We start from the raw sequence: 24,969 nt of genomic DNA on the forward strand, positions 1-24,969 counted from the left end.
CAACGAGGAAGATCACCTTCATGTCCAAGAATATCTTTACCGGCACCATGCCAGCCCTGATGACCCCGTGCAAAGCCGACCGGACCCCGGATTTCGATGCCCTGGTGAAAAAGGGCAAGGAAATGATCCAGGCAGGCATGTCTGCCGTGGTGTATTGCGGCTCGATGGGCGACTGGCCGTTGCTGTCGGATGCCGAACGCATGCAAGGTGTCGAACGCCTGATCGACGCCGGCCTTCCTGTCGTCGTCGGCACCGGTGCGATAAACTCGAAATCTGCCGTGGCGCTAGCTGCACATGCGCAAAAGGTCGGCGCGGCAGGGCTTATGGTCATCCCACGTGTGCTGTCGCGCGGATCGTCCATCCCGGCACAGCGCAACCACTTCAAGGCAATACTGTCAGCCGCGCCGGATATCCCGGCCATCATATACAACAGCCCCGTCTACGGCTTCGCCACCCGTGCTGATTTGTTCCTGGAATTGCGTGCAGATCATCCGAACCTTGTCGGGTTCAAGGAATTCGGAGGCAAAGGCGACCTGCGCTACGCCGCGGAACACATCACCTCGAAAGATGATCAGGTCACGCTGATGGTGGGCGTGGACACCGAGGTTTATCATGGCTTCGTCAACTGCGGCGCCACGGGTTCGATTACCGGTATCGGCACCGCCCTGCCCAAAGAGGCACTGCTGCTGGCCGCCCTGTGCCAGAAAGCGGCGGCGGGCCATGCCGAAGCGCGCCTGCGCGCGCGCGAGCTTGAAGAAGCCTTTGGCGTGCTGGCCAGCTTTGACGAAGGCACCGATCTGGTGCTGTACTACAAGCACCTGCTGGTCCTGAACGGTGAAGAGGAATACCGACTGCACTTCAACGAAACCGACGAGCTGACGGATGCCCAGCGCAACTATTGCGAACAGCAATACAGACTGTTCCGCACATGGTTTGCCGACTGGTCCAGCCAGGGCGGGGTCATCGCTGAATGCATGTGATCGACAGCCATACCGGAGGCATGCCCACGCGGGTCATCCTGAACGGCGGCCCCGATCTGGGGTCGGGCCCACTGGCCGAGCGCGCGCAACGCCTGGCCACCGAGCACAAGGATTTCTACAAATCGGTCCTTCTGGAACCACGCGGTCAACCCGGCATGGTCGGGGCGCTTCTGGTCGCCCCGGAAACGTCTGGCTGCGAAACCGGCGTGATCTATTTCGATGCCGACGCCGTTCTGGGCATGTGCGGTCATGGCACCATCGGCCTTGGGGTTACCCTGGCCCATCTGGGCCAGATCGGTCCGGGGACGCACAGGGTCGAAACGCCGGCCGGCGTCATCTCGGTTGACCTGTTGGACGCCAATACGGTGCGCGTCACCAATATCGAAAGCCGCCGGGTCAAGGCTTCGGTGTCGGTTGACGTCGAAGGCCATGGAAAAGTGACCGGCGATCTGGCCTATGGTGGCAACTGGTTCTTCATTGTCGATCCCAGCCCGATGGACGTGACGCCCGGCAACATCCGTGCCCTCACCGATCTGACCATTGCAATTCGCAAAGCCTGCATCGACCAGAACGTGCGTGGCGAAAACGGGGAACCGGTGGACCACGTGATCTTGCAGGACAAATCCCCGGACAAAGACGTTCACAGCAGGAATTTCGTCCTGTGCCCGGACGATCAATATGACCGATCCCCGTGCGGGACCGGCAGTTCGGCGCGTCTGGCCTGTCTGGCGGCGGATGGGGTTCTGGCTCCGGGGGTTGAGATCGTGCAGGAAAGCGTGATCGGCAGTTCCTACCGGCTGAGCTATCAGCCCGGCCCCAATGGCGGCGTCATTCCGACCCTGACCGGGCAGGCGCATATCATGGCCGAGGGCAGATTGATTTTCGCGCAAAACGATCCGTTCCGTGGTGGGATCCTTCTTTGACAAAATTATCGGGGACTGGCGCAATCCAGCCCCCGGAACCGAACCACAGTTTGAGAAGATCTGGCCATGCTGCAAGACAACCCGACGGATACCGTTGTGATCGGTGCCGGTATCATCGGCATCAGCACCGCACTTGAATTGCAAAAACGCGGCCGGCGCGTGCTGGTGCTGGATCGCGAAGGCGTAGGAGCCGGTGCCTCGAAGGGCAACGCCGGAGCCTTTGCATTTACCGACATCGTGCCATTGGCCACCCCCGGGATCATGCGCACGGCTCCGAAATGGCTGTTTGACCCGCTGGGTCCACTTTCAATTCCTCCTTCTTACGCTTTGAACATCGCGCCGTGGATGCTGCGGTTCTGGCGGGCCAGTTGGCAGGATCGCTATGCTGCGGCCTTGTCTGCGCAGGCTGCTTTGATGGATCACAGCCGCGCGGCGCTGGAACGCCAGATCGCGGATGTCGATGGCGAAGCGCTGATGCAACGCGACGGCCAGTTGCAGGTGTTCGAGGGTGAAGCAGAATTCCGCGCCAGTCTGCCCACATGGGACAGGCGCAAGGATCACGGCATCCCCTTTGACCTGCTGGACAACCCCGACGCGATTGCGGAAATCCAGCCCGGGCTTGACCGACGATTTACCCATGCGGGTTTTACACCCACCTGGATGAACACGGTCGATCCGGCCAGCTGGACAAGACATTTGGCCACCCGGTTCACCGCCCGCGGCGGTCAGGTTGAAATCGCGGTAATCAACGCGCTCGCACCGATGGATTCGGGCGTTCGCCTTACGACTTCGATCGGTGAAATTGAAGCAAGACAGGTGATCGTGGCCGCCGGGGCCTGGTCTCACCAACTCGCGAAAACCCTGGGCGATCGCATCCCTCTTGAAACCGAGCGCGGATACAACACCACTCTGCCCGAAGGGGCCTTTGACCTGCGCACCCATCTGACATTCGGGGGACACGGGTTCGTGGTGACTCGGATCAACGGCGGTGTGCGCATCGGAGGCGCGGTCGAGTTGGGCGGGCTGGAACTGCCACCCAATTACAAACGCGCCGACACGTTGCTGGCAAAGGCCGGTCGCTTCATGCCTGGCCTGAATTTGGAAGGCGGCACGCAATGGATGGGCTTCCGGCCGTCGCTTCCCGACAGTTTGCCGGTGATCGACCGCTCGGCCCGTGCGTCACAGGTGTTCTACGCCTTCGGACATGGCCATCTGGGCTTGACGCAATCCGCAGGCACGGCGGAACTGGTCGCGGATCTGGTCACGAACGCCAAGCCCGCGCTCGACATGAAGCCTTACGCATCCACACGCTTCTGATCAGGAGAACACCTCATGAAAATCACCGCACTGAACGTATATCAGGTGGATCTTCCGCTGAAGGAAGGCCGCTACAGCTGGTCCAATGGCAACTATGTCGAAGTCTTCGACAGCACCGTTCTCGAGATCATCACGGATGAAGGTCTGAAGGGGTATGCCGAATGCTGCCCGCTGGGATCGGCTTATCTTCCGTCCTTCGCCCTTGGCGTCAGGGCCGGGCTGGCCGAATTGTCGCCACATCTGATCGGACAGGATCCGCTGAATATCGGCCAGATCAATCGCACCATGGATGCCGCCCTGCGTGGCCACCCCTATGCCAAGGCGCCTGTCGATATCGCCTGCTGGGATCTGCTGGGCAAGGCGACCGGGCAACCGCTTTACACCCTGTTGGGCGGCGCGGCACAAAAGGACGTGGTGCTTTATCGCGCGATCAGCCAGGAAGCACCGGACATCATGGCGCAAAAGATCGAAGGCTATGCGGCTGAAGGATACACGAAGTTCCAACTCAAGGTGGGCGGTGAAGCCAATGACGACATCGACCGCATTCATGCCACCCGCGCGGTTCTGAAAAAGACCGACCTGCTGGTGGCAGATGCCAACACCGGCTGGACCCGGCACGAGGCCGCGCGTGTCGTAGGCGCCATCGCGGGCATGGATGTCTATGTGGAACAACCCTGTTTGACTTATGAGGAATGCGTGTCGATCCGCCGGCGCACCGCGCTGCCCTTCGTGATGGATGAGGTCATCGACACGCCCAACACATTGGTCCGCGGCATTGCCGACGACGCCATGGACGTGATCAACCTGAAAATCTCAAAGGTAGGAGGTTTGAGCAAGGCAAGGCTGATGCGCGATCTTTGCGTCGCACATGGTATCCCGATGACCATCGAAGACACCTGGGGGGGCGATATCACCACCGCCGCCATCGCTCATCTGGCGCGGTCGACACCGTCCGAGTTCACGTTCTCGGCCACCGATTTCAATTCCTATGGTACCGTGGACATCGCCGAGGGCGCGCCAAAGCGAGTCAATGGCCGGATGACCGCAGCAGATCGCCCCGGTCTGGGCGTCACACCGATCTTCGACGCGCTGGGTGCCCCCGTCGCGCAATATAGCTGAGGTAAACATGCGCAGCAGCAAAACCGTACATGTGATCTCGGCCCATGCCGAAGGTGAGGTTGGGGATGTCATCGTCGGGGGTGTCGCCCCACCGCCGGGCGACACTCTCTGGGAACAGCGAAGCTTCATTGCGCGGGACCAGACCCTGCGCAACTTTGTTCTGAACGAACCACGCGGTGGTGTGTTCCGGCATGTCAACCTTCTGGTTCCGCCAAAACACCCCGAGGCGGACGCCGCCTGGATCATCATGGAACCCGAAGACACGCCGCCCATGTCGGGGTCCAACTCGATCTGTGTCTCAACCGTGTTGCTGGATGGCGGGATCATTCCAATGCACGAGCCGGAAACCCATATGGTGCTCGAAGCACCGGGCGGGCTGGTCCGGGTACGTGCGGAATGCCGCGATGGCAAGGCACAGCGCATCTTTGTCCAGAACCTGCCCAGTTTCGCCGACAAGCTGTCCGTCCCGCTTGAGGTATCCGGACTGGGCACGATCACGGTAGACACCGCTTATGGCGGCGACAGTTTCGTGGTCGTCGATGCGCAGGCGCTTGGGTTCGCAATCGTCGACCACGAGGCCCGCGACATTGCCCGGCTGGGGGTTAAGATCACAAACGCCGCCAATGAGCAGCTTGGATTCTCGCATCCCGAGAACCCGGACTGGGATCATATATCGTTCTGCGCCTTTTGCGGCCCGTTGAATGAAACGGAAACCGGCCTGAGCAGCAAGTCCGCCGTGGCGATCCAGCCGGGTAAGGTCGACCGTTCGCCGACGGGCACCGCTGTATCCGCGCGCATGGCGCTGATGGCGGCCAAGGGGGTGATGAAACCCGGCCAGACCTTCGAGGCTGTCTCGATCATCGGATCGCGATTCACCGGGCGGATCATTGACACTGCGCAGGTCGGTGGCCGTGCGGCGATCGTTCCTGAAATCAGCGGTCGCGGTTGGATCACCGGAATTCATCAGCACATGTTGGACCCTGACGATCCATGGCCCGGTGGATATCGCCTGTCTGACACCTGGGGCGTTTGACGTCAGAAGGCACGGTTTTCGAAAACGGAAAAGTCTGAAGATACGCGGCCTCGTTGCGGTTTCATCATCAGATTCAGGCCTTTTTTCAAATCTCGGGCAGGGGTTGAACATGGGTCGAAATCCAAGTTCGGCTTGGAAAAGTCCGTGATTGCGGGTAATTGTATCCAAAAACCGTGGCGGGATATTGGAAATGGCAGGAAAACGCGCGATCACGAAACAAAGCCTACCGGACGTCATCGCAAATGATCTGCGTGAACGTATCCTCAGCGGCGAACTCGCCGAGGGTGAGACGATCCGGCAGGAAGCACTGGCCGAGGAATATGATGTCTCTCGCATGCCGATCCGCGAGGCGCTGAAGCGCCTGAATGCCGAAGGTCTGGTGCAATGGGCCAACAATCGCGGCGGCTCGGTGACCAAGCATTCCCTCGACGAAATCGGTGAAATTTTCGATCTTCGCATCCTGATCGAAGTCGATCTGTTCCGCCGAGCCATCCCGAATATGGGCCCAGGGGAATTTGCGCGTTGCGACGAAATCCTCAAGCAGATGGAAGCGTCGTATGATGAAAATGACGTCGGCAAGTGGGGGATATTGAACTATCAGTATCACTCGGCGCTTTATGCGGCGTCACAGCGGAAGCTGACCAACGAATTGCTGGACCGCGTCAACCTGCAATCGGATCGCTATGTCAGGATGCATCTGAGCGTGATGAAACAGCGCGAACCCGCAAAAAAGGAGCATCGTGATCTGTTGCGGCTGGCCCGGGAAGGCAATGTGGACAAAGCCTGCGAGGTCTTGGCCCTGCATATTCGCCGGACCAAGGAACAGCTTCTGGAAATGATCGCATCGAAGCGCGGGACAGACGAACCCTAGGGCGGTCTTGCATGTCCCGTCATTTTGGATACATTATCCATTAATCTGGACATCCCGAAACACGAGGCCCAAATGACCTTTACCCCGCATGGCAAGCATCTGATCGCCGGCAACTGGCTTGCTGGTGACGATTTCTTTGCATCACAACCCGCACATGGGCCATCGCATGACTTTTCGAAAGGCCGCATTTCAGGCGTCGACGCTGCTGCGCAGGCCGCAGAAGAGGCGTTTTGGAGTTATGGCTATTCCACTCGGGAAGAACGCGCCGCCTTTCTAAACGCCATTGCCGACGAGATCGAAGCGCGCGCCGATGCAATCACCGAGATCGGCACTCAGGAAACCGGCCTGCCCGAGGCTCGGCTGCAAGGTGAGCGGGGCCGCACGTCGGGGCAGCTGAGGCTGTTCGCAACGCATATCCTCAGCGGCGATTATCTGGACCGGCGCCACGACAGTGCGCTGCCAGACCGTGCACCCCTGCCCCGGCCCGATCTGAAAATGATCCAGCGCCCGATCGGCCCGGTCGCGGTGTTCGGCGCATCAAATTTCCCGCTGGCATTTTCCACCGCCGGGGGGGACACCGCCGCCGCACTGGCTGCCGGCTGCCCGGTTGTCGTCAAAGGCCACGGCGCCCATCCGGGCACCGGCGAGATCATCGCCGAAGCCATCCTTGCGGCCATCCGCCGTTGCAACATTCATCCCGGCGTTTTCAGCCTGATCCAGGACGGCGGACCGGCTGTGGGTTCAGCCTTGGTGCAGCACCCTCTGATCAAGGCGGTCGGATTCACCGGATCGCTTGCGGGCGGTCGCGCCCTGTTCGACCTGTGCGCCGCGCGCCCCGAACCGATTCCGTTTTTTGGTGAGCTTGGATCGGTCAATCCCATGTTCATTTTGGATGCGGCACTGGCAAACCGGGGTGAAGACATCGCCAAAGGCTGGGCCGGCTCGCTGACGATGGGCGCTGGTCAGTTCTGCACCAACCCGGGCGTCGTCGTGATGCCGGCAGGTGAAGCAACGGACCGTTTCGCCGAGATCGCACAGGCCGCATTGACCGAAGTTCCGGCGCAGACCATGCTGACCGACGGCATCGCCAAAGCCTATCGCAACGGTCAGGCCCGTGTTGCTGAAACCGCTGGCGTTCACGAGGTTCTGGCTTCGACATGCGATCAGCGCGATGCGACCCCTTTCCTTTACCGAACAAGCGCCGCAACCTGGCTGGCCAACACATCCCTCGCGGAAGAGGTGTTCGGCCCGCTGGGCATCATCGTGACTGCCGAGACACCCGACGAAATGCACAACGTCGCGCGCGGATTGCACGGGCAGCTGACCTGCACCCTGCATATGGACGAGGCCGACATGGGCATGGCGCAGTCCCTGTTGCCGATCCTTGAACGCAAAGCCGGGCGCGTGTTGGCCAATGGCTTCCCCACAGGGGTCGAGGTATGTGACAGCATGGTCCATGGCGGCCCCTACCCGGCTTCGACCAATTTCGGTGCCACATCCGTGGGCACATTGTCGATCCGACGTTTCTTGCGTCCTGTCTGCTATCAGAATCTGCCGGATGCATTGCTGCCGGAACACTTCTCATAGAGAAATCGGTCGACACCCGCCAATACCCTGAAAGCACGATGCGCAGCAGGGTGTCGGCGGTTGCAACTGCGCAGTGTCAGGGGAATGAGGCACACGCCCCTGGATCCAATTGCACAGTTTCTTTTGGGTAACAGTGCTTTTGTTCATTCGGTTCACGGCAACGCAATCACGGCCCCATCCGTTGGCACTTTGGTGAACTACCTGTATGAAATGACCCGTGTTGCCCAGTAGCAAAACCAATTTGCCACGACCCATGAGATGATCGCCCCATTCGAGATCAATTTCCTCGCTGCATCCACCTCTCTTTTCATATCTCAAGAAAGGTAAACCTGATGGCTAACCCTCTGTATGATGGCCTGTTCGGCATCCACGCCGGCAAAGGCACACCTTTTTTGCAGCTGCTGGACGGGACAACGATCTCTCACCAGGATTTCCTCGGCAAAGCGGCGCAGATTGCGCATGTGGCCACGCATTTGGGCCTGAACCCCGGTGACCGCGTTGCGGCGCAGGTTGAAAAAACCCCCGAGGCGCTGGCGCTTTATGCTGCCTGCGCCCAGGCCGGTCTGGTGTTCCTGCCGCTGAATACCGCCTACACGGTCGATGAATTGACCTATTTCATCGAAAACAGCGGGGCCTCGCTGATTATCTGCGACACCGAAAGAGAAGGAAAACTCACCCCTGTCGGCGCGCAGCTGGGCGCCCGGGTAGAGACACTGAACGCGGATGGCACCGGGTCTCTGACAGATTTGGCCGCGACCATGCCGACACGTTTCGAAACCGTCGCCCGCGATGGCGAGGATCTGGCAGCGTTCCTTTACACGTCGGGAACCACAGGCCGGTCCAAGGGCGCCATGCTGACCCAGAACAATCTGCTGTCGAACGCACGGACACTGGTCAAGGAATGGCGCTTCACCTCGCAGGATGTGCTGCTGCATGCCCTGCCGATCTTTCACACGCACGGGCTGTTCGTCGCGACCAATATCATGCTGGCCGCAGGTGGATGCATGATCTGGCTGCCCAAATTCGATCTGGACCAGATCATCGACAAATTGCCCTGTGCCACGTCGATGATGGGCGTCCCGACCTTCTATACGCGCCTGTTGGACGAACCGCGTTTTACCAGGGAACTGGCCACCCATATGCGCCTGTTCGTTTCCGGGTCGGCACCACTGCTGGCGGAAACCCATGTGCAGTTCGAAGAACGAACGGGTCATCGCATCCTTGAACGCTATGGCATGACTGAAACCAACATGAACACGTCAAACCCATATGACGGCGAGCGGCGCGCCGGAACGGTCGGGCACCCACTGCCCGGGGTCGAACTGAAGATCTGTGATTCAGACGGCAATACCCTGCCTGCGGGCGAGATCGGCATAATTGAAGTGCGCGGGCCCAACGTCTTCAAAGGGTATTGGCAGATGCCTGAAAAAACCGCTGCCGAACTGCGCGACAACGGCTTTTTTATCACCGGTGATCTGGGCCGCATCGACGAGGATGGGTACGTCCATATCGTCGGTCGCAACAAGGATCTGATCATTTCGGGCGGCTACAACATCTACCCAAAAGAGATCGAGATGGTTCTCGATGATCAACCCGGTGTTCTGGAAAGCGCCGTGATCGGCGTGCCACATCCCGATTTCGGTGAAACGGTTGTTGGTGTCATCGTGGCAGAGCCCGGCCAGACCCCTGATCCGGAGGCGATAACGGGCGCGGTCCGCGAAGGTCTGGCCCGGTTCAAGCATCCGCGCAAGCTTATCGTTCTGGATGAACTGCCCCGCAACACGATGGGTAAGGTTCAAAAGAACATTCTGCGTGAGCGATACAAAGATCTCTTCATGACCGTGTGAGTGAGTCTCGGCAAAGCGGGGATCAGCGGATGCACCCCCTGAAAAGAAAATCAGGCGAGGGTGTCCCCGCCTGATTTGTTACATGATTCAGGCAACCAGATCGAACCGGTCGTTGTTCATGATCTTGGTCCATGCCGCCACAAAGTCGCGCACGAACTTCTCGGCATTGTCGTCCTGAGCGTAGACCTCAGCATAGCTGCGCAGGATCGAGTTCGATCCGAAGACCAGATCAGCGCTGGTTGCGGTGAACTTGACCTCACCCGAGGCGCGGTCGCGCAGTTCATAGGTGCCTCCGTCAACCGGATGCCAGCTCAGCGACATATCCGTCAGGTTGACGAAAAAGTCGGTTGTCAGCTGGCCCACCCGGTCGGTGAAGACGCCATGTGGCGATCCGCCATGGTTGGCACCCAACACACGCAGACCACCGACCAGAACGGTCATCTCGGCCGCGGTCAGACCCAGCAGTTGCGCGCGATCCAGCATCATCGCCTCTGGCGACACTGCGTATTCCTTCAGCTGCCAGTTGCGGAATCCGTCCGCCAGCGGCTCAAGTACCGAGAAGCTGTCCACATCGGTCTGCTCGATCGACGCGTCGCCGCGACCGGCCGAGAACGGAACCGCCACGTCAAAGCCCGCGGCCTTGATCGCCTGCTCCAGCCCGACATTGCCCGCCAGAACGATCACGTCGGCAATCGAGGCGCCGGTTTCCGCCGCGATCGGCTCCAGCACACCCAGCACTTTCGCCAGACGTTCGGGTTCGTTGCCTGCCCAGTCCTTTTGCGGCGCCAGTCGGATGCGCGCTCCATTTGCGCCGCCGCGCTTGTCCGACCCGCGGAAGGTTCGGGCACTGTCCCAGGCGGTGGTGATCATCTCGGCGATGGTCAGGCCGCTGTCTGCGATCTTGGCCTTGACGGCATCTATGTCGTAATCTGTCGAACTGGCCGGGATCGGATCCTGCCAGATCAGATCTTCCGACGGCACGTCCGGGCCATAATAGTTGACGCGCGGACCCATGTCGCGGTGAGTCAACTTGAACCAGGCACGTGCAAATGTATCGGCAAAATAGTCCGGATCCGCCATGAATTTCTGACAGATCGCGTTGTAGATCGGGTCGACCTTCATCGCCATATCCGCATCGGTCATCATCGGCATGCGACGAACAGAGGGGTCGGTCGGGTCGACCGGCCTTTCGTCTTCGGGCATGTCGACGGGCTGCCACTGATGGGCACCTGCGGGTGATTTGCCCAGTTCCCACTCGTAACCGAACAGATAGTCGAAATAGCCCATGTCAAATTTTAACGGCTCTTTCGTCCACGCCCCTTCGATCCCCGAGGTAAAGGCGTTGGCCGCTTTGCCGTTCTGATCAGGGTTTTCCCATCCCAGCCCCTGGCTGGACACCGGGCAGGCTTCGGGCTCGGCGCCGATATTGTCGCCGGGCATCGCACCATGGGCTTTGCCGACGGTGTGCCCCCCGCAGGTCAATGCCGCGGTCTCTTCGTCATTCATCGCCATACGCGCAAAGGTTTCTCGGATATGCAGCGCGGTTTTGGCCGGATCCGGGTTGCCGTTCACGCCTTCGGGGTTCACATAGATCAGGCCCATATGCACCGCACCCAGAGGGTTTTCCAGCGTGCCGGGGGTTTCCAGATCGCCATAGCGGTTCTCGGACGGGGCCAGCCACTGGTTTTCAGAACCCCAGTAAACATCTTTCTCGGGGCCCCAGATGTCTTCGCGACCAAAGCCGAAACCAAAGGTCTTCAATCCCATGGATTCATAGGCCACCGTGCCCGACAAAACGATCAGATCGGCCCAGGACAGCGCGTTGCCGTATTTCTTTTTCACCGGCCACAGCAGACGGCGGGCTTTGTCCAGGCTTGCATTGTCCGGCCATGAATTCAGCGGCGCGAACCGGATGTTGCCCGAACCGGCGCCACCTCGACCATCCCCCAGACGGTAAGACCCCGCCGAGTGCCACGCCAGACGGATCATCAGCCCGCCATAGTGACCCCAGTCAGCCGGCCACCAGTCCTGGCTGTCGGTCAGCAACGCCTCGACATCGGCACGAACCGCCTTGAAGTCCAGGCCCTTGACCGCTTCTCGGTGATTGTAATCCGCATCCATCGGGTTGGTGCGCGTGTCGTGCTGGCTCAGAATGTCCAGGTTCAGCGCATCCGGCCACCACTTGGTGACGGAATTGCCCGTACCAGTATTGCCGCCATGCATGACAGGGCAGCCGCCGGATTGGTGATTGTGGGGGGTACCGTCCATTGTAAATCTCCTGAGTATTTACCTAGGGGTTCAGATATCTTGACTCGTACCCCACGGCTTCGATAATTGGAAATTTGTAATTACTATCATTGTGATTAATTTTTCATATGAAAGCACTCACCCTCAAACACCTGCGCTATTTCGAGGCGCTCGCCACGCACGGCCACTTTGGCAAGGCCGCCGCGGCCAGTGCGATATCGCAGCCTGCGCTTTCCATACAAATCAAAGAGCTGGAGGCAATCATGGGTGGGCCGCTGGTCGAACGCGCGGCCCGGCAAACCCGCCTGACAGCACTTGGCGAGGACGTGCTGAAACATGGCCGCGAAATCCTGACGCGGGTCGAGGATTTGGGGAAATTGGTGCAATCTCCCTCAGGCCCCCTGTCCGGCCGCATCAGAATCGGGGTCATTCCCACGGTCGCGCCCTATTTGCTGCCCTCGATCATCAAAGCTTTGTCGCAGCGTTTCCCACAACTGACCATCGAACCCAAGGAAACGATAACCAAGACGTTGATCGGTGAAATACTGGATTCGAAACTGGATTTCGGTGTCGTTGCCCTGCCCGTCTCGGAACCCAACCTCCGAGAGTTCTCGCTGTTCAACGAAGATTTTCTGCTGGTTCGCCCGGCGCAGGATGCCGACCTGCCGATGCCAAGTTCCTCGCAGCTCAGAACCATGCGCCTGCTGTTGCTGGAAGAGGGGCATTGTTTCAGGGATCAGGCCCTGTCCTTCTGTTCGATCCGCAACATCGAACCGCAGCACATCATGGAGGGCAGTTCGCTTTCCACACTGGTTCAGATGGTCGGCGCCGGCATCGGTGTGACCCTGATACCGGAAATGGCGGTCGGGCTGGAAACCCGATCCGCGGATGTGTCCATTGCCCGGTTTCAGGACACGCCGCCGACACGGACGATTGGTCTGATCTGGCGAAAGACCAACCCGCTCAGCGAAAACCTATTGAAGATCGGCGCGATCATCCGCAAAACAGCCGAAGAAAACACGTGGGGCGTGAAACCGTCACAGCCTGAAACAACAGGCTGACCCGCCCGAAACGATGTTCCTCGGCACGAAGCCCAGACCCGGCGCAACCCGTCAGTCGTCACCCGTGTAATAGCCGATCACATCATTCTCGGTCGTTGCCCCCAACCCGTTCAGCAACCGGTTTGAATAGTTGAAATAGGCGCAGACCTGATTGACCTCCAGGATCTCGCCATCCTCACAGCCTGCAATCTTGAGCGCTTCGAAGTCGGACTTGACCATTTTGCCGACATCCGTCGTCAGCTTGGCGGCATAGCGCAGCAGCGCCAGTTCCTTGCCCTCGAATTCATCCTCGGGCCGATGCGCCTTGAGCGCGACGAAAATCCGGTCACTGCGCGGCTGATCCTTAAGCAGGTTGCGCACGTTCATGAAGTGATGGGTCAGTGAATAGGTGCAATCGTTCAGGATCGAAGTATAGCTGGCGACAACTTCGAGGAACCAGAATGGCAACTGGTTGTCATCGGAATGCAGGACCGAACGGTACAGCGTCACATGCCCGTTCATCGTTTCGGGCCGCAATGAATGCACACGCATGACCGTATCCACGGTGCCATGAGGGGTGCGGGCCTTGTCCAGCAGCTCTTTCAGGCGGCCCTCGGCCTTGTCGTCCGAGATCATCTCGATCCAAGCACTCATTGCTGTGTCTCCTGTCCTGTTCGGGCTCAGCTTATGTACAAAGCCCACAAGCATGTCAGTTAATTTTTTTCTTAAGATGAAATTTTTTCTGGATCACGGAAACGTGAAAGATGTAAAATACCAGCGCGGGGGATTTTGTTGAGGATCAACGCGAATGCACAGTCCAGAGCTTATGGCAGGTGCCGAAAACCTGTTGTTCAGATGCGGCGGCCTGGCGGCGGGCGACCAGTTGCTTGTGGTCTGCGAAGATGCGGCCAACGGGTATTACGATGCCGAGATCACCGAGGCTATCTTGGACTGCTCGCGACAGAACCGGATCAAGACCGCAGTTCGAACCCTCGCATTCGATCCCATGGGTTCATCGCTGCCAGCGGATCTGAAAACGGCGATGGAAGCGGCGGATCGCACCTTGTTTCTGTCCCGCACCGGCGATCAGATTCGTTTCGACGCGGGAATGAGGGACGTTCGGCCCATCATGTCATATGCGCTGGACGCCGGAATGCTGGCCTCGGGTTTCGGGCGCGCCAACTACACCGGGTTCGTTGAACTGAAAAACGCGGTCAACCGGCTGCTGGCCAGTGCCGGGCACATCCACGTAACCTGCCCACTGGGCACCGACTTCGCGGGCCCCGGCGCCGCCTTCCCCCCAGCAGGTGCAGCGGATGTCAGCGTGGCGCGTTTTCCGATGTCGGTCTTTGCCCCGGTTCCCGCGCAAGGGTTTTCCGGAGTACTGGTTCAGGACGGGTTTCTGGTCGGCACCGGTTCGAAATTCTACGAACCATACGGCTGTGATCTGCGCGAACCGCTGACCATACGGTTCGAAAACAACCGCCTGACCGGCTTTGACGGCCATCCCATGGATGTGCATTGCGCGCAGATGCATTACGAAAAAGTCGGCAGGATGTTCGGCCTTGACCCCCTGACCATGCACTCCTGGCACGCAGGCATCCACCCGGGCTGCGCCTACACGACCCCGGCGCGAAGCAATTTTGAACGTTGGAGCGGGTCGGCCTTTGGCAATCCACGCCTGCTGCACTTTCACACATGCGGGCATTATGCGCCGGGTGAGATTTCGCTGAACGTGCTGGACCCGACGATCCGCGTGGATGGTGTTTCGATCTGGGATGCCGGTGTTCTCCGGGCCGATCTGTTGCCCGGTGGGGCTGAAATTCTCGACCGGTATCCCTGCATCAAAGCGGTGTTCGACGCCCCGGCCCGACACGTGGGCCAGGGCGCGAACGGGCGCTTGTCGGCCTGATGATCAGCCGGCCTGCTGTGCGATCAGCTTTGCAACCCGCGCGCGGAACCGCATCGCGCCCGCGTCCAGCCCGAGGTTGATATAGCCGGTCTTGCGCCGCGCCATGCCGGTTTGAACGTGTTCCAGAACCTCTTTGTCCTCGTTGAAGGCCATGACCGCGCCTTCGAACATACGCTGCGACATGGCTGTGTCATCCGCGTGCATGTTGCGGTGCTGGAACCAGAAATACCGCGATGTTTCCGCATCGACCGGTGTGATGAAGTTGTACGAAATATTGACAAAGGCATTGGACGACATCGGCCGATCCGCCCCGCCTTCTCCGGCCGGAGTGTAAACGGACATGTTGATCGCAGTGGATGGCAGACGGCATTCGTAATGTTGCTTGCGGTCGCAACTTGGCCCAAACGGCAGGATCGGCGCATAGTAGGGCGGCGCGGGTTCGTCCGCGATCCAGCGCGAAACAATGACGCCTGTTTCTGTTTCTTCAATATCCAGCGGGCGGTTGTCGGTTCCCGCCCCGGCAAACGAGGTCAGATGCACCCAGGCCACATGGCTTGGATCCAGCAGATTGTCGATAATGTAAAGGTAGTGGCACGCCATCTCCATCGCGCCGGTCCGGGTCTTGCCCCAGGACGGGTTGTCGAAATTGGGGATGTCGATGATATCGTCCGTGCTGGCTTTGTCCGGGTTCCCCATCCAGAGCCACAGAAACCCCCAGCGGTCTTCGGCCGGGTATGCATGCACGGCGGCGCGGCGCGGAGGATTGTCCAGCTGCGTCGGGGCGCTGACACATTCACCGCCGCAGCCGAATGTCAGACCGTGATAGCCGCAAACCACATGATCCCCTTCAATGGTGCCCCGAGACAGCGGCAGCTTTCTATGCGGGCAAGCGTCCTCCAACGCGATCGCTTTGCCCGCTGTGTCACGATAGATAACGATCTCTTCGTCCAGCATTCGCACTGCGCTCAGGCTGCGGCCAAAATCCTCGGACCGTCCGGCGACGTACCAGCTGTTGCGAATAAACCCCTCTGCTCCGGCCAGATCAGGACGCATGTTTCTTACTCCGAAAACTCATCAAAAGCCTTGAGCGCCTTGGCGCTGTAGGCATAGGACGGCCCGCCGCCCATATAGGTGGCCATGGCCAATGCCTCACACATCTGATCGCGGGTTGCGCCCAGCCGAACCAGCGAACGCACGTGGAATCCGATGCAGCTGTCGCAGCGGGTCGCGATCGCAATGCCGAGCGCCATGAACTCCTTGGTCTTCTCGCTAAGCGCCCCATCAGTCTTGGCCGCCTTGCCCATGATGCCAAAGCCGCGCACGGTTTCCGGCACTTCTTTCGAGAAGGTTCCGATATTGGCCTCGGTTTCGGCCATGAAATCTTTCCAGTTCATTTCTTCACTCCTTATCCGCGCTCGTCCGCGCCCATGCGACGCTCCAGCCAGCGCACGCCTGCACTGATGATCAAAACCAGGATCAGGTATTCGAAAATCAGCAGGGTATAGATTTCCAGTGGGCGGTATTCCGTCACCACCAGTTCATTCGCGCGGCGGGTCAGTTCCTGCATCCCTATGACGCTGGCAAAGGCGCTCATCTTGACGATGTAGATGAACTGGTTTGCCAAAGGCGGCAGAATGCGCCGGATCGCCTGCGGCAGGATCACATAGCGCATGGTCTGCACATAGTTCAGCCCGATGGTTTGCGCCGCCTCGCGCTGGCCTCGGGCAATGGACTGAATGCCTGCGCGATAGATCTCGGCAGTAAAGGCACTGTCAGAAATCGCCAGCGTAAGGATCGCACCCCAGAAGGGATCAATGGGGATATTCAGGCCCATGGATTGAAACACGATGGGCAAGCCGTAAAACACCCAGAACAGCATCGGCAGCAGAGGGATGGCGCGGATGAACTCCACGTAAATCCGGTTAAGCATCCGCCAGCCGCGTTTCTCGGACAACCCCGGCAAGGCGACCAGCAATCCGATGACGATCGACAGGACGGCGGCGATCAGGGAAATCTGGATCGTCGCGCCCATCCCCGAGATCAGGAATTTAACATTGGTCCAACCCGTGGCCGTGGTCGGATCGATAACGTACCAGCCCCAGGTCTGCGACGACGAACAACCTGCCAGCAGAAGAAGAGGCAATATGAGAAGAAGTTTTTTCATCGGCCCCTCTCAGTGTTGCAGGATCTGGGACAGGAATTTGCGACACCGATCGGACTGAGGATTGGTGAAGAAATGTTCGGGGTTGCCTTCTTCGACGATTTCACCGGCATCCATGAAGATCATCTTGTCGGCCACCTTTCGGGCAAACCCCATCTCATGCGTGACAACCACCATGGTCATCCCCTCATTGGCCAGTTCGACCATCACGTCCAACACTTCCGAGATCATCTCGGGGTCCAGTGCCGAAGTCGGCTCGTCAAACAGCAGCACACGCGGCTCCATGCACAGCGACCGGGCGATGGCGACGCGTTGCTGCTGACCACCCGACAACTGAATGGGCTTTTTGTCGGCCTGATCTGGAATGTGCACCCGGTCCAGATAGTGGCGCGCTTTTTCCTCTGCCTCTTTGCGGCCGAGACCGCGCGCCTTGATCGGGCCCAAAGTCAGGTTTTCCAATACGGTCAGATGCGGGAACAGGTTGAACTGCTGGAACACCATTCCAACCTCGGACCGGATCCTGGCCACGGATTTCTCGTCATCCGTCAACTCGATCCCATCTACGCGGATGGTGCCTTTCTGATGTTTTTCCAACTGGTTGATACATCGCACAACGGTGGACTTTCCTGACCCGGAAGGCCCGCAAATCACCACCTTTTCGCCGCTGTTGACCGTCAGATTGATGTCCTTGAGAACGTGAAACGTGTCGAACCACTTGTTCACGCCCACAAGTTCGATTGCGGCGTCTGGCATAAGATGACCTGCCCCTGTTTTAGTCCCAGTATAATATTTTCTTGAGGTTATCTTTCCCTTTGGGCTTAAATCAATGAAGAATACGGCCACAAGGTCGAAACGCCACCAACGGGAGAAACCGATGAACACTTTTTGGAAAGCTGCGGCAGCCGCTGCGCTTGGACTTGTCTTGTCAGGCGCTGCGCAGGCGCAATCTGCACTGAACGAGGTGCTGGATTCCGGCGTGCTCAAGGTGGGCACCACGGGCGATTGGAATCCCATGTCGCTGCGCGACCCTGCAACCAACAGCTACAAAGGGTACGACATCGACATCATGAACGAGCTGGCCGCCGATCTGGGGGTCGAGGTCGAATATGTCCCCACCGACTGGAAAACACTGGTCAACGGTGTGGTGGCAGGCAAGTATCACCTGACCGGCTCGGCATCGATTTCGCCGCCACGCATGAAGGTCGCAGGTTTTTCCGACAGCTATATTTCGGTGGAACTCTTCCCCTATACGACCAAGGACAAGGCCGACAAGTTCGACGGTTATGACTCGATCAACCAGCCCGGAGTAAAAGTCGCGACCACCCTGGGCACAACATTCGAAAAGCGCGTCCGCGAATGGTTCCCGAACGCAGATATCAAGGTGGTTGAGGCCCCGGCCCGCGGTTTTCAGGAAGTAATCGCAGGACGCGCGGATGTCTTCATTACGTCGAACATCGAAGGTTCGACCCTCGAGGCGAAGTTTCCGGTGGTACGCGTGAAGAACGCAGGCCCGCGTTCGCCGTCACCCATCGCGATGATCTTGCCACAGGCCGATCAGGTGTGGATCAACTATGTAAACAACTGGATCGAAGTCAAAAAGGCGCAGGGGTTCTTTGAGGAAAATCGCAAGAAATGGGGTCTCTGACTTTTCTCGGATCACTGTAATTCCCAAACGCCCGGCCCGGTCGCCGGGCGTTTTTCAATTGTCGCCCGACACGGCCTTGGCAACCACGGTGACGAAGCTGACCGTGTCAGTTTTCAACTCCAACGGCCCATGAGTGGCGTTTGAATCAAAACTCAGACTGTCGCCCGGCCGCATGTGATAAGCGGCTTCACCGCAGCCATAGACCATCTCGCCGGCGGTGACGTGGATGAATTCGACACCCTGATGTTGGTAAAGCGGGCGTTCGTCCAACGGACCTTCCAATGTAACGCTGAAACTCTCGAAACTGACATGTTTCGCTTCCGCCCGACCGATCAGCTTGTAACTGTGCCCGAAACCGGTGCCCAAACGTTGCACGGTTACACCTTCGCCCGCAGCCACAAATGACACATCCGTGCGTTCGACCGTGCCGGCAAAGAAGTTGATCAACGGAACGCCGATTCCGCCGGCCAGTGCCTCAAGCGTCGCCAGTGAGGCTGACACCTGACCGCGCTCGATCTTGGAAATCATCGCCGTGGACACGCCGGACCGCTGAGACAATTCGGCCAGAGTCAACCCGGCCAGCGCGCGATGCGTTTTCACCGCGGACCCGACAAGGTGATCCAGCGGCGGTTTTTCGGCGGAAAGCACAGGTGAATCTTCCATTTGCGAAGCCTATCGACACGTATGAAAAAGGCAAAAGAAATGTCACCGGACCATTGGCACCAGTTCGGCGGCAAACTCTCAGCGTCCGTTCAGGATGTCTCCTGTAAGATCATTCAACTTTGCCAACCCGTTGCGCAGATGATCTTCTGGCAGGGCCGAGCTGAACCGAAAATGGTTCTCGAACCCGAACCGTGATCCCGGAATGACCAGCACGTCCTTTTCGCGCAACAGTCGCATGCTGAACTCCTCGGATGCGATCGGTAGATTGAACCGCACGAACGACATGGCCGACGCCTGAGGTGGTACAACGGAAAACACCCCCTGATGCCGCGCCAGTTCTTCCGTCAGAACGTCAAACCCCGTGCGGATCAGACGGCGCGCGCGGGCCTTCAACTTGGACCGTGCAGGTTCGGCAAGCGCCTTGTCCGCCAGTTCCATCGACAACATGGATGCCGCGATCGAGGCATATTCGTGCCGCCGCCAGCAGTGTTGAATGATGTCTTCGGGCCCAACCAGCCATCCCAGCCTCAGCCCCGGAAGCCCATAGGCCTTGGACATGGAGTTCACCACAAGAACCCTGTCCGTACTTCCCCAGAACGAAGGCGTTTCGGTGTCACCTTCCCGCTCGGTTCCGGCATAAACCTCGTCTGAAACGATCCAGGCGCCAACGCGCTCGGCAGCCGATACGATACGGGCGCGATCCGCTTCGGTCAGAATACGGCCCGTTGGATTGTTCGGATTGACCACATGGATGATGCGGGTCCTGTCATCGACCGCCCTCTCCAGCGCCTCTGCGTCTATGCCCCACCCTGCGGATTCGATCAGATCGACCCAACGCACTTCGTTGCCCAGATTGGCGGCGTTTCCTGAAATCTGTTCATAGGTCGGTCGGAAACACACAACATTGTCGCCGGGCTCCAACAAGGTGTTGGCCACCAGCGTGTTCGCTTCGGTTGCCCCGACCGTGACCAATACCCCATCTGCCGAGGCCCCGGGATACGAGCCTGCGATGGTGTCGCGCAGGGATTGCTTTCCATTGACTTGCGGATAGTCGATCATCGTTTTCAGCAGAGCGCCGAGATCAATCCCGGCCAGCTCTACCAATCCCTGCAGCGACATGGGATGAACGCCGCTTTCCGAGAAATTGAAGGCCACCCCGTGTTCCGTTTCGGACAGGAACTGTTCGACCCGAAATGGTTGAAAATTTCGGTTGATCATGATGCATCCTTTGCTCGGCCGTGCTGCGCACCTGACAGCCTCAATCGGCGGCGTTTACATGAACCGTTCTGATACTGGGATCGACGCGGCTGTAGGCGGCCAGCAACCGTGCCGTCCATTTCTGTGCAATGTAATCAGCCATGAACCGCGAGGGTGCAACCAGAATGACGCGCCCCCCTGCCCTTTCCGACTCGGACAGATGCTGGAACCAACTCGCCCACAGCTCGGGATCGCGCCCGTGAAGGATTGACTGCACCTGCGACCAGACATCCTCGGGCTTGGCTTCGGGGGTGTTGATTTCAGGCCCCGGGGATTTTGCCGCGAAAGGCACGACATTTGTAACGGGCTCGGAATCCTCGCTCATCCGGGCCTGGAAATCGGAGCCTATGATCGGCCAGACCTCCTGCGTATCGATCATGATCTGTTTGAGGTCGATTTCATAGACCGCGACCCGGCCCCGTGCAGCAGGCCGTTTGACCGTTACCCAACCTAATGCGCGAAATCTGGCCATTTCGCGCTTTACAGTCCTTTCGTTCACTGACCAAAGGCGCGAAATTTCTTCGCGTCCAATCGATAATTCGTTGTTTCGCCAGTTATATCGTGTCGTAATCAATGAGATGACACGCAGTACACTGCGTTGCCGATGCTTGTCGCCTGACAACGCATATATGGTGAGCGCAGAAAGTATATCATATTTTAAGGCCGCCGCATTTCGCCCGACCGGTTTAGCCAGCTGCATACCCGTTCTCACCGCTCTGTCTGCCTCAGACGGGTGTGTCCCGCCGATCTCGCGCTGTTTTCCAACGCTTTTCGTCATCTTGGCTTAATTAGCGTCCAAAGCTTCGATTCTGTCAAGAAGAGTCTGAAACAGGTCAGAAAATTGCGCCAATCCAGATCAAAAAATAAAAGAAATCTGGTGAAGTATTGGTGAAGGGGGACGTTCAGGATGTCCCCTTATTGGCTTGTTGTGTCCCCCCATATATCGCCGGTCCAGTAAGAATGCCCCCCTAAATACGGTTGAGGGCATGTTGCGAATCGTCACCCTTCAACTTCTGCGCTGCCGAATCGGCGATGGCCTTGCAGGGCCTTGTTTTCTTACCCGTGGGTAAGATTTGAGTTTCATCATATTTTCTTTTGCGTAAAGCGCAAATCGGGCGTAAATAAGAAACGAACAGAAATTTACGTTCCAAACAAAGAGACATGAGGCATGTACACGCACGAAGACCTGAATGCATTGCGCAATCAATCTCTCAAACTCCAGGGGTGGATTCGTCAGCAGACCTTTAGCCCCGAGATGGAGAAGACACTCCGCCGGTTTTCGAGCTGGGAAGTGTCCGAGCTGATCTTCCGGGTCAACCAGTCAACCTTTCGCGGAAAGCTGGCCGCTGATCCGTCTCTGCCCGGAGGCGAGGTTGAGCCCGAGGGGCGGCAGCGCTGGTTCAGCCTGGAGGAGGTGAATGAGTTGCGGCGGCGACTCAAGGTGAATCGTAAATCCCTCATGCCACCGCGTCCCGAGGGCAAGCGGGCCATTCGCGCGGCCGTAGCGAACTTCAAGGGCGGGGCGGGCAAGTCAACGGTGGCGTTGCATCTTGCGCATGCTGCCGCGCTTGATGGGTACCGTGTTCTTGTCGTTGACTTCGACCCGCAGGCCACGCTGAGCCATTCAATGGGCCTGACCGATGTCGCCGAGGATTACACTGTCTGGGGGATCATGGCGCGTGACCTGATCCGCGAGACCGAGCGCATGAACAACCGGCCCGCCGCGGCCGAGTCCGGCACCGCCCTACCCCGCCGGGAACTGCCCCCGGCGATCACGGATATGGGGCTTGGAGATCTGCGGATCAGCGATTTCATCAGGCGGACGTCCTGGTCCACCATCGATGCGATCCCATCCTGTGCGAACGCGGCCTTCGTCGAATTTGCCTCGGCACAGTATCGCCACCTGAACCCTGAATGGTCTTTCTTTGCCGCAGTGTCCCGGTATCTGGATCAAATCCCTGACGACGCCTATGACCTGATCCTGTTCGATTGCCCGCCGGCCATTGGGTATCAGTCCATGAACGCGGTGTTCGCGGCGGACATGTTGTACATCCCGTCTGGCCCCGGGTACTGGGAATATGACTCGACCACGTCCTTTATCGGTCAGCTGGCAGAAGCTTTGGAGGACCTGGCCTACGGGTTCGACAAAACCTTACCCACGGGTAAGATCGGTCTTCCCAAAACCTTCTGCGAACTGCGGTTCCTGCTTACAAGGTACGAGCCCGGAAACGCCTTGCATCTGGCGATGTTCGACGCGTTCCAGAAAGTCTTCGGAGACCACGTCGCCCAGCACCCTGTTGAAATGACCCGCGCGGTCGAGCAATCCGGCCGCTTTCTGAGCTCGGTGTACGAAATGGATTATCGCGAAATGACCCGCGAAACCTGGCGTCGGGCCCGTTCGACGTTCGACAATGTTTACGAGGAATTCCGAGGTGTGATGCTGTCTGCCTGGGACAAGCTGGAGGATGACGCATGAGCCGCAAGCGCAGAATGTTTGATATCGACCTGCCCGCAATGGATGACATTCCTGTCGGCAAGGTTCCGGACAAGGTTCTTGAAAAGCGGCGAGGCCCGATGGCTGCGGCCATTTCGGAAAATGCTGATGCGCTGCGCGACCAGCAATCGACGGAAGAAACCATTCGCGCAGAAAACGATCGTCTTGCGCATGAACTCGTGCGCCTGCGTTCCGAAGGTCTGGTGACCGAACGTGTAGCATTGGCTGACATTCTGTTTGAAAAGCTGACGCGGGATCGTAAACCCGGGCCGGATCCGGAACTGGACGAGCTAAAAGCGTCAATTCAGGAAATCGGATTGTCCAACCCCATCCGACTTGAGCGTCGCTCAGATGGACGATTTGAACTGATCCAGGGGATGCGGCGCCTGTCTGCCTATCGGGTCTTGTATGAGGAAACGGGCGATGAGTCTTATGCCAGAATTCCAGCGGGTATTTCAGAGGCGGGCGATCTCGACAGCAGCTACCGGCGCATGGTGGATGAGAACCTGATCCGCAAGGATATCTCGTTTGCGGAAATGGGTGCTCTGGCGCGCGCGTATGCCGAAGACCCGGCAAATGATTGCCCGGATGTAGACAAGGCGGTTTCCACTCTGTTCAAATCCGCCAGTTACACAAAGCGGAGTTACATTAGGTCATTTGCCAGTTTGCTGATGATGTTGGACAAGGTTCTGAAACATCCGAACGACATTCCGCGCAACGTAGGCGTAGAGCTGAAGCGCAAGCTGGATGCAACGCCCGGTCTGGTGCGCCAGGTGAGTGCCGCGGTCATGAGCGAGCCGGACCGTGACGGAGCGCGTGAGGTTGCTATCCTCAGGTCATTTCTGGGCGCGCCGGAAACAAGCGTGGCAAAGAAGGCTCCGGTTGAAAGCGCCGATAAACCACGACGTGCAAAGACCACGTTTCAGGTATCAGGGCGGGCAGGGATCGCCAAGTGCTCGGCATCCAGTGGTCGAATTGAGTTGAGATATGATTTGGACTTTACGCGTGTTGATCGCAGCAAACTTGAGGCGGCAATAGCTGCTTTCATCGATGCTCTTCCCGAGGAAGACGATCTTACCCACGGGTAAGGTTTGGTTTGAAGGTCCGAGAAAAGGCGCCTGTCGAATCCGGCGCCTTTGTCTTGTCGCTAATGCCTGGACGTTCTCAGCAAGGGATTACTGCCCATAAGTTGTTTTGCCTTGAATTCGTGTCCCGTGATAGATGCTGCCGCAGCTTGAGACGGGGCTTGTGGCTTCAGTCATCGACGTTGGTTCAGGAACGGTCATTTTCACGGAGTGTTGTCGGGGCCTAAAACCACGGCGTCTTGTTCGGGTTCGTACATTCAGATCACGGAAGGGCGCCTGATACCTGCTTGAGATTTCAGCATGCAACATGTGACACGGGAATAAGGTGATATGACGGCTACTCATTGCACACAATCTCGGCTAGAGAAGTAATATATGATAAGGGGTACTTATCATATATGAATGAAGTAAAACAACGCACTAAAAGTAACGATCAAAAAGCCTTGTTTATGCGCGTAATTCGAGTGGAAGTTTTGCTCTGTAACAGAAATCACGCAGGCGAGGGGAGCCAGTTAACGCCTAAACTGCAACAGAGCCGGCTCTGTTGCAAACTTTTAGCAATTGACCTTTGTGGCGTCAGCGCCTGTGTGGTGAACGGAATTATCAAGTTGAAGGTTGGTCCATGATTTCTTTTAAAGGCGAACAGTATCCGAAAGACGTGATCTTGTTCGCAGTCTTCTATTACGTACGTCCGCTACGGTGTTTCTTATCGAGACCCAGAAGAAATCATGGCCGAGCGCGGTGTTTCGGTAGACCACACCGAACCGATGGGTAACACGGTATTCGGC

The 24,969-nt window shown here is 58.3% G+C and carries 22 protein-coding genes and 1 pseudogene; 14 read left to right on the forward strand and 9 right to left on the reverse strand.

Going from position 1 to position 24,969, the window contains the following annotated elements:
- Window positions 1–20: 20 nt before the first annotated feature.
- The 8 genes from GS620_RS06250 (at window position 21) to GS620_RS06285 (ending at window position 9,677) form a co-directional block, all read left to right on the forward strand.
- Window positions 21–980, forward strand: coding sequence for a dihydrodipicolinate synthase family protein (locus GS620_RS06250; protein WP_171205876.1), 960 nt, complete (start codon window positions 21–23; stop codon window positions 978–980).
- A complete protein-coding gene (locus tag GS620_RS06255; RefSeq protein WP_171614698.1) occupies window positions 971–1,903 on the forward strand; it encodes a proline racemase family protein in 933 nt (310 codons plus the stop codon). Before GS620_RS06250 ends, GS620_RS06255 begins: the two co-directional genes overlap by 10 nt.
- Before the next feature lie 66 nt (window positions 1,904–1,969).
- Complete coding sequence (locus GS620_RS06260; protein ID WP_171614700.1) at window positions 1,970–3,220, forward strand: FAD-binding oxidoreductase; 1,251 nt, start codon at window positions 1,970–1,972, stop codon at window positions 3,218–3,220.
- 15 nt (window positions 3,221–3,235) lie between these two features.
- A complete protein-coding gene (locus GS620_RS06265) occupies window positions 3,236–4,339 on the forward strand; it encodes a cis-3-hydroxy-L-proline dehydratase (protein ID WP_171614702.1) in 1,104 nt (367 codons plus the stop codon).
- Between the two features lie 7 nt (window positions 4,340–4,346).
- Window positions 4,347–5,372 (forward strand): proline racemase family protein, encoded by a 1,026-nt coding sequence (locus tag GS620_RS06270; RefSeq protein ID WP_152460602.1) that lies wholly within the window; start codon window positions 4,347–4,349, stop codon window positions 5,370–5,372.
- 190 nt (window positions 5,373–5,562) lie between these two features.
- Window positions 5,563–6,243: a GntR family transcriptional regulator gene (locus GS620_RS06275; RefSeq protein ID WP_171614704.1), complete on the forward strand. Its 681-nt coding sequence runs from the start codon at window positions 5,563–5,565 to the stop codon at window positions 6,241–6,243.
- Window positions 6,244–6,315: 72 nt separating this feature from the next.
- Window positions 6,316–7,830 (forward strand): aldehyde dehydrogenase (NADP(+)), encoded by a 1,515-nt coding sequence (locus GS620_RS06280; RefSeq protein ID WP_171614706.1) that lies wholly within the window; start codon window positions 6,316–6,318, stop codon window positions 7,828–7,830.
- A 332-nt stretch (window positions 7,831–8,162) separates the two neighbouring features.
- Entirely contained in the window at window positions 8,163–9,677 is a 1,515-nt protein-coding gene (locus GS620_RS06285; protein WP_171614708.1) for a malonyl-CoA synthase, read from the forward strand.
- A gap of 87 nt (window positions 9,678–9,764) precedes the next feature.
- Here GS620_RS06285 and katG read toward each other — a convergent pair whose 3' ends face one another.
- Window positions 9,765–11,945, reverse strand: a complete 2,181-nt coding sequence (katG, locus tag GS620_RS06290) for a catalase/peroxidase HPI (protein WP_171614710.1) — start codon at window positions 11,943–11,945, stop codon at window positions 9,765–9,767.
- A gap of 107 nt (window positions 11,946–12,052) precedes the next feature.
- Between katG and GS620_RS06295 the strand changes: the two genes are divergently transcribed.
- Window positions 12,053–12,985: a hydrogen peroxide-inducible genes activator gene (locus GS620_RS06295; protein WP_171170092.1), complete on the forward strand. Its 933-nt coding sequence runs from the start codon at window positions 12,053–12,055 to the stop codon at window positions 12,983–12,985.
- 51 nt (window positions 12,986–13,036) lie between these two features.
- Here GS620_RS06295 and GS620_RS06300 read toward each other — a convergent pair whose 3' ends face one another.
- Window positions 13,037–13,618, reverse strand: a complete 582-nt coding sequence (locus GS620_RS06300; protein ID WP_171614712.1) for a carboxymuconolactone decarboxylase family protein — start codon at window positions 13,616–13,618, stop codon at window positions 13,037–13,039.
- Between the two features lie 154 nt (window positions 13,619–13,772).
- Between GS620_RS06300 and GS620_RS06305 the strand changes: the two genes are divergently transcribed.
- The gene (locus tag GS620_RS06305; protein ID WP_171614714.1) at window positions 13,773–14,876 is read left to right on the forward strand and encodes a hypothetical protein; all 1,104 of its coding nucleotides are present in this window, start codon (window positions 13,773–13,775) and stop codon (window positions 14,874–14,876) included.
- A 3-nt stretch (window positions 14,877–14,879) separates the two neighbouring features.
- Here GS620_RS06305 and GS620_RS06310 read toward each other — a convergent pair whose 3' ends face one another.
- The 4 genes from GS620_RS06310 to GS620_RS06325 are packed head-to-tail and all read right to left on the reverse strand — an operon-like array spanning window position 14,880 to window position 17,790.
- Complete coding sequence (locus tag GS620_RS06310; RefSeq protein WP_171614716.1) at window positions 14,880–15,929, reverse strand: aromatic ring-hydroxylating dioxygenase subunit alpha; 1,050 nt, start codon at window positions 15,927–15,929, stop codon at window positions 14,880–14,882.
- Between the two features lie 5 nt (window positions 15,930–15,934).
- The gene (locus tag GS620_RS06315; RefSeq protein ID WP_171614718.1) at window positions 15,935–16,270 is read right to left on the reverse strand and encodes a carboxymuconolactone decarboxylase family protein; all 336 of its coding nucleotides are present in this window, start codon (window positions 16,268–16,270) and stop codon (window positions 15,935–15,937) included.
- Window positions 16,271–16,281: 11 nt separating this feature from the next.
- On the reverse strand, window positions 16,282–17,040 hold the full coding sequence (locus GS620_RS06320; RefSeq protein WP_170345139.1) for an amino acid ABC transporter permease: 759 nt from the start codon (window positions 17,038–17,040) through the stop codon (window positions 16,282–16,284).
- A 9-nt stretch (window positions 17,041–17,049) separates the two neighbouring features.
- Complete coding sequence (locus GS620_RS06325; protein WP_171614720.1) at window positions 17,050–17,790, reverse strand: amino acid ABC transporter ATP-binding protein; 741 nt, start codon at window positions 17,788–17,790, stop codon at window positions 17,050–17,052.
- 121 nt (window positions 17,791–17,911) lie between these two features.
- Here GS620_RS06325 and GS620_RS06330 point away from each other — a divergent pair, with 121 nt between their 5' ends.
- The gene (locus tag GS620_RS06330) at window positions 17,912–18,682 is read left to right on the forward strand and encodes a transporter substrate-binding domain-containing protein (RefSeq protein WP_170345137.1); all 771 of its coding nucleotides are present in this window, start codon (window positions 17,912–17,914) and stop codon (window positions 18,680–18,682) included.
- Between the two features lie 54 nt (window positions 18,683–18,736).
- On the opposite strand, the gene GS620_RS06335 is transcribed toward GS620_RS06330, so the two are convergent.
- The 3 genes from GS620_RS06335 to GS620_RS06345 all read right to left on the reverse strand — a co-directional run bounded on the left by GS620_RS06335 (window position 18,737) and on the right by GS620_RS06345 (window position 21,074).
- Window positions 18,737–19,345 carry a helix-turn-helix domain-containing protein gene (locus tag GS620_RS06335; RefSeq protein WP_171118228.1) on the reverse strand — a complete coding sequence of 203 codons (609 nt, stop codon included), beginning with the start codon at window positions 19,343–19,345 and terminating at the stop codon, window positions 18,737–18,739.
- 78 nt (window positions 19,346–19,423) lie between these two features.
- Window positions 19,424–20,563, reverse strand: coding sequence for an aminotransferase class I/II-fold pyridoxal phosphate-dependent enzyme (locus GS620_RS06340; RefSeq protein ID WP_171614722.1), 1,140 nt, complete (start codon window positions 20,561–20,563; stop codon window positions 19,424–19,426).
- A gap of 40 nt (window positions 20,564–20,603) precedes the next feature.
- Complete coding sequence (locus GS620_RS06345) at window positions 20,604–21,074, reverse strand: DnaA N-terminal domain-containing protein (RefSeq protein ID WP_253283585.1); 471 nt, start codon at window positions 21,072–21,074, stop codon at window positions 20,604–20,606.
- 696 nt (window positions 21,075–21,770) lie between these two features.
- On the opposite strand from GS620_RS06345, the gene GS620_RS06350 reads away from it, so the two are divergent.
- The 3 genes and pseudogenes from GS620_RS06350 to GS620_RS06360 form a co-directional block, all read left to right on the forward strand.
- Window positions 21,771–23,078, forward strand: a complete 1,308-nt coding sequence (locus tag GS620_RS06350; protein WP_171118234.1) for an AAA family ATPase — start codon at window positions 21,771–21,773, stop codon at window positions 23,076–23,078.
- Window positions 23,075–24,184 (forward strand): ParB N-terminal domain-containing protein, encoded by a 1,110-nt coding sequence (locus GS620_RS06355; protein ID WP_152459954.1) that lies wholly within the window; start codon window positions 23,075–23,077, stop codon window positions 24,182–24,184. Before GS620_RS06350 ends, GS620_RS06355 begins: the two co-directional genes overlap by 4 nt.
- 619 nt (window positions 24,185–24,803) lie before the next feature.
- Window positions 24,804–24,967: pseudogene (locus tag GS620_RS06360) on the forward strand (IS6 family transposase); the annotation flags it as partial.
- Window positions 24,968–24,969: the final 2 nt, after the last annotated feature.

The organism is Ruegeria sp. HKCCD6428 (genome assembly GCF_013110595.1).
Lineage (GTDB): Bacteria > Pseudomonadota > Alphaproteobacteria > Rhodobacterales > Rhodobacteraceae > Ruegeria.

Bases quoted from the DNA above. Each gene is read 5' to 3' on its own strand.
- GS620_RS06250 (WP_171205876.1), top strand. From the start codon at position 21: ATGTCCAAGAATATCTTTACCGGCACCATGCCAGCCCTGATGACCCCG.
- GS620_RS06255 (WP_171614698.1), top strand. From the start codon at position 971: ATGCATGTGATCGACAGCCATACCGGAGGCATGCCCACGCGGGTCATC.
- GS620_RS06260 (WP_171614700.1), top strand. From the start codon at position 1,970: ATGCTGCAAGACAACCCGACGGATACCGTTGTGATCGGTGCCGGTATC.
- GS620_RS06265 (WP_171614702.1), top strand. From the start codon at position 3,236: ATGAAAATCACCGCACTGAACGTATATCAGGTGGATCTTCCGCTGAAG.
- GS620_RS06270 (WP_152460602.1), top strand. From the start codon at position 4,347: ATGCGCAGCAGCAAAACCGTACATGTGATCTCGGCCCATGCCGAAGGT.
- GS620_RS06275 (WP_171614704.1), top strand. From the start codon at position 5,563: ATGGCAGGAAAACGCGCGATCACGAAACAAAGCCTACCGGACGTCATC.
- GS620_RS06280 (WP_171614706.1), top strand. From the start codon at position 6,316: ATGACCTTTACCCCGCATGGCAAGCATCTGATCGCCGGCAACTGGCTT.
- GS620_RS06285 (WP_171614708.1), top strand. From the start codon at position 8,163: ATGGCTAACCCTCTGTATGATGGCCTGTTCGGCATCCACGCCGGCAAA.
- katG (WP_171614710.1), bottom strand. From the start codon at position 11,945: ATGGACGGTACCCCCCACAATCACCAATCCGGCGGCTGCCCTGTCATG.
- GS620_RS06295 (WP_171170092.1), top strand. From the start codon at position 12,053: ATGAAAGCACTCACCCTCAAACACCTGCGCTATTTCGAGGCGCTCGCC.
- GS620_RS06300 (WP_171614712.1), bottom strand. From the start codon at position 13,618: ATGAGTGCTTGGATCGAGATGATCTCGGACGACAAGGCCGAGGGCCGC.
- GS620_RS06305 (WP_171614714.1), top strand. From the start codon at position 13,773: ATGCACAGTCCAGAGCTTATGGCAGGTGCCGAAAACCTGTTGTTCAGA.
- GS620_RS06310 (WP_171614716.1), bottom strand. From the start codon at position 15,929: ATGCGTCCTGATCTGGCCGGAGCAGAGGGGTTTATTCGCAACAGCTGG.
- GS620_RS06315 (WP_171614718.1), bottom strand. From the start codon at position 16,270: ATGAACTGGAAAGATTTCATGGCCGAAACCGAGGCCAATATCGGAACC.
- GS620_RS06320 (WP_170345139.1), bottom strand. From the start codon at position 17,040: ATGAAAAAACTTCTTCTCATATTGCCTCTTCTTCTGCTGGCAGGTTGT.
- GS620_RS06325 (WP_171614720.1), bottom strand. From the start codon at position 17,790: ATGCCAGACGCCGCAATCGAACTTGTGGGCGTGAACAAGTGGTTCGAC.
- GS620_RS06330 (WP_170345137.1), top strand. From the start codon at position 17,912: ATGAACACTTTTTGGAAAGCTGCGGCAGCCGCTGCGCTTGGACTTGTC.
- GS620_RS06335 (WP_171118228.1), bottom strand. From the start codon at position 19,345: ATGGAAGATTCACCTGTGCTTTCCGCCGAAAAACCGCCGCTGGATCAC.
- GS620_RS06340 (WP_171614722.1), bottom strand. From the start codon at position 20,563: ATGATCAACCGAAATTTTCAACCATTTCGGGTCGAACAGTTCCTGTCC.
- GS620_RS06345 (WP_253283585.1), bottom strand. From the start codon at position 21,074: ATGGCCAGATTTCGCGCATTAGGTTGGGTAACGGTCAAACGGCCTGCT.
- GS620_RS06350 (WP_171118234.1), top strand. From the start codon at position 21,771: ATGTACACGCACGAAGACCTGAATGCATTGCGCAATCAATCTCTCAAA.
- GS620_RS06355 (WP_152459954.1), top strand. From the start codon at position 23,075: ATGAGCCGCAAGCGCAGAATGTTTGATATCGACCTGCCCGCAATGGAT.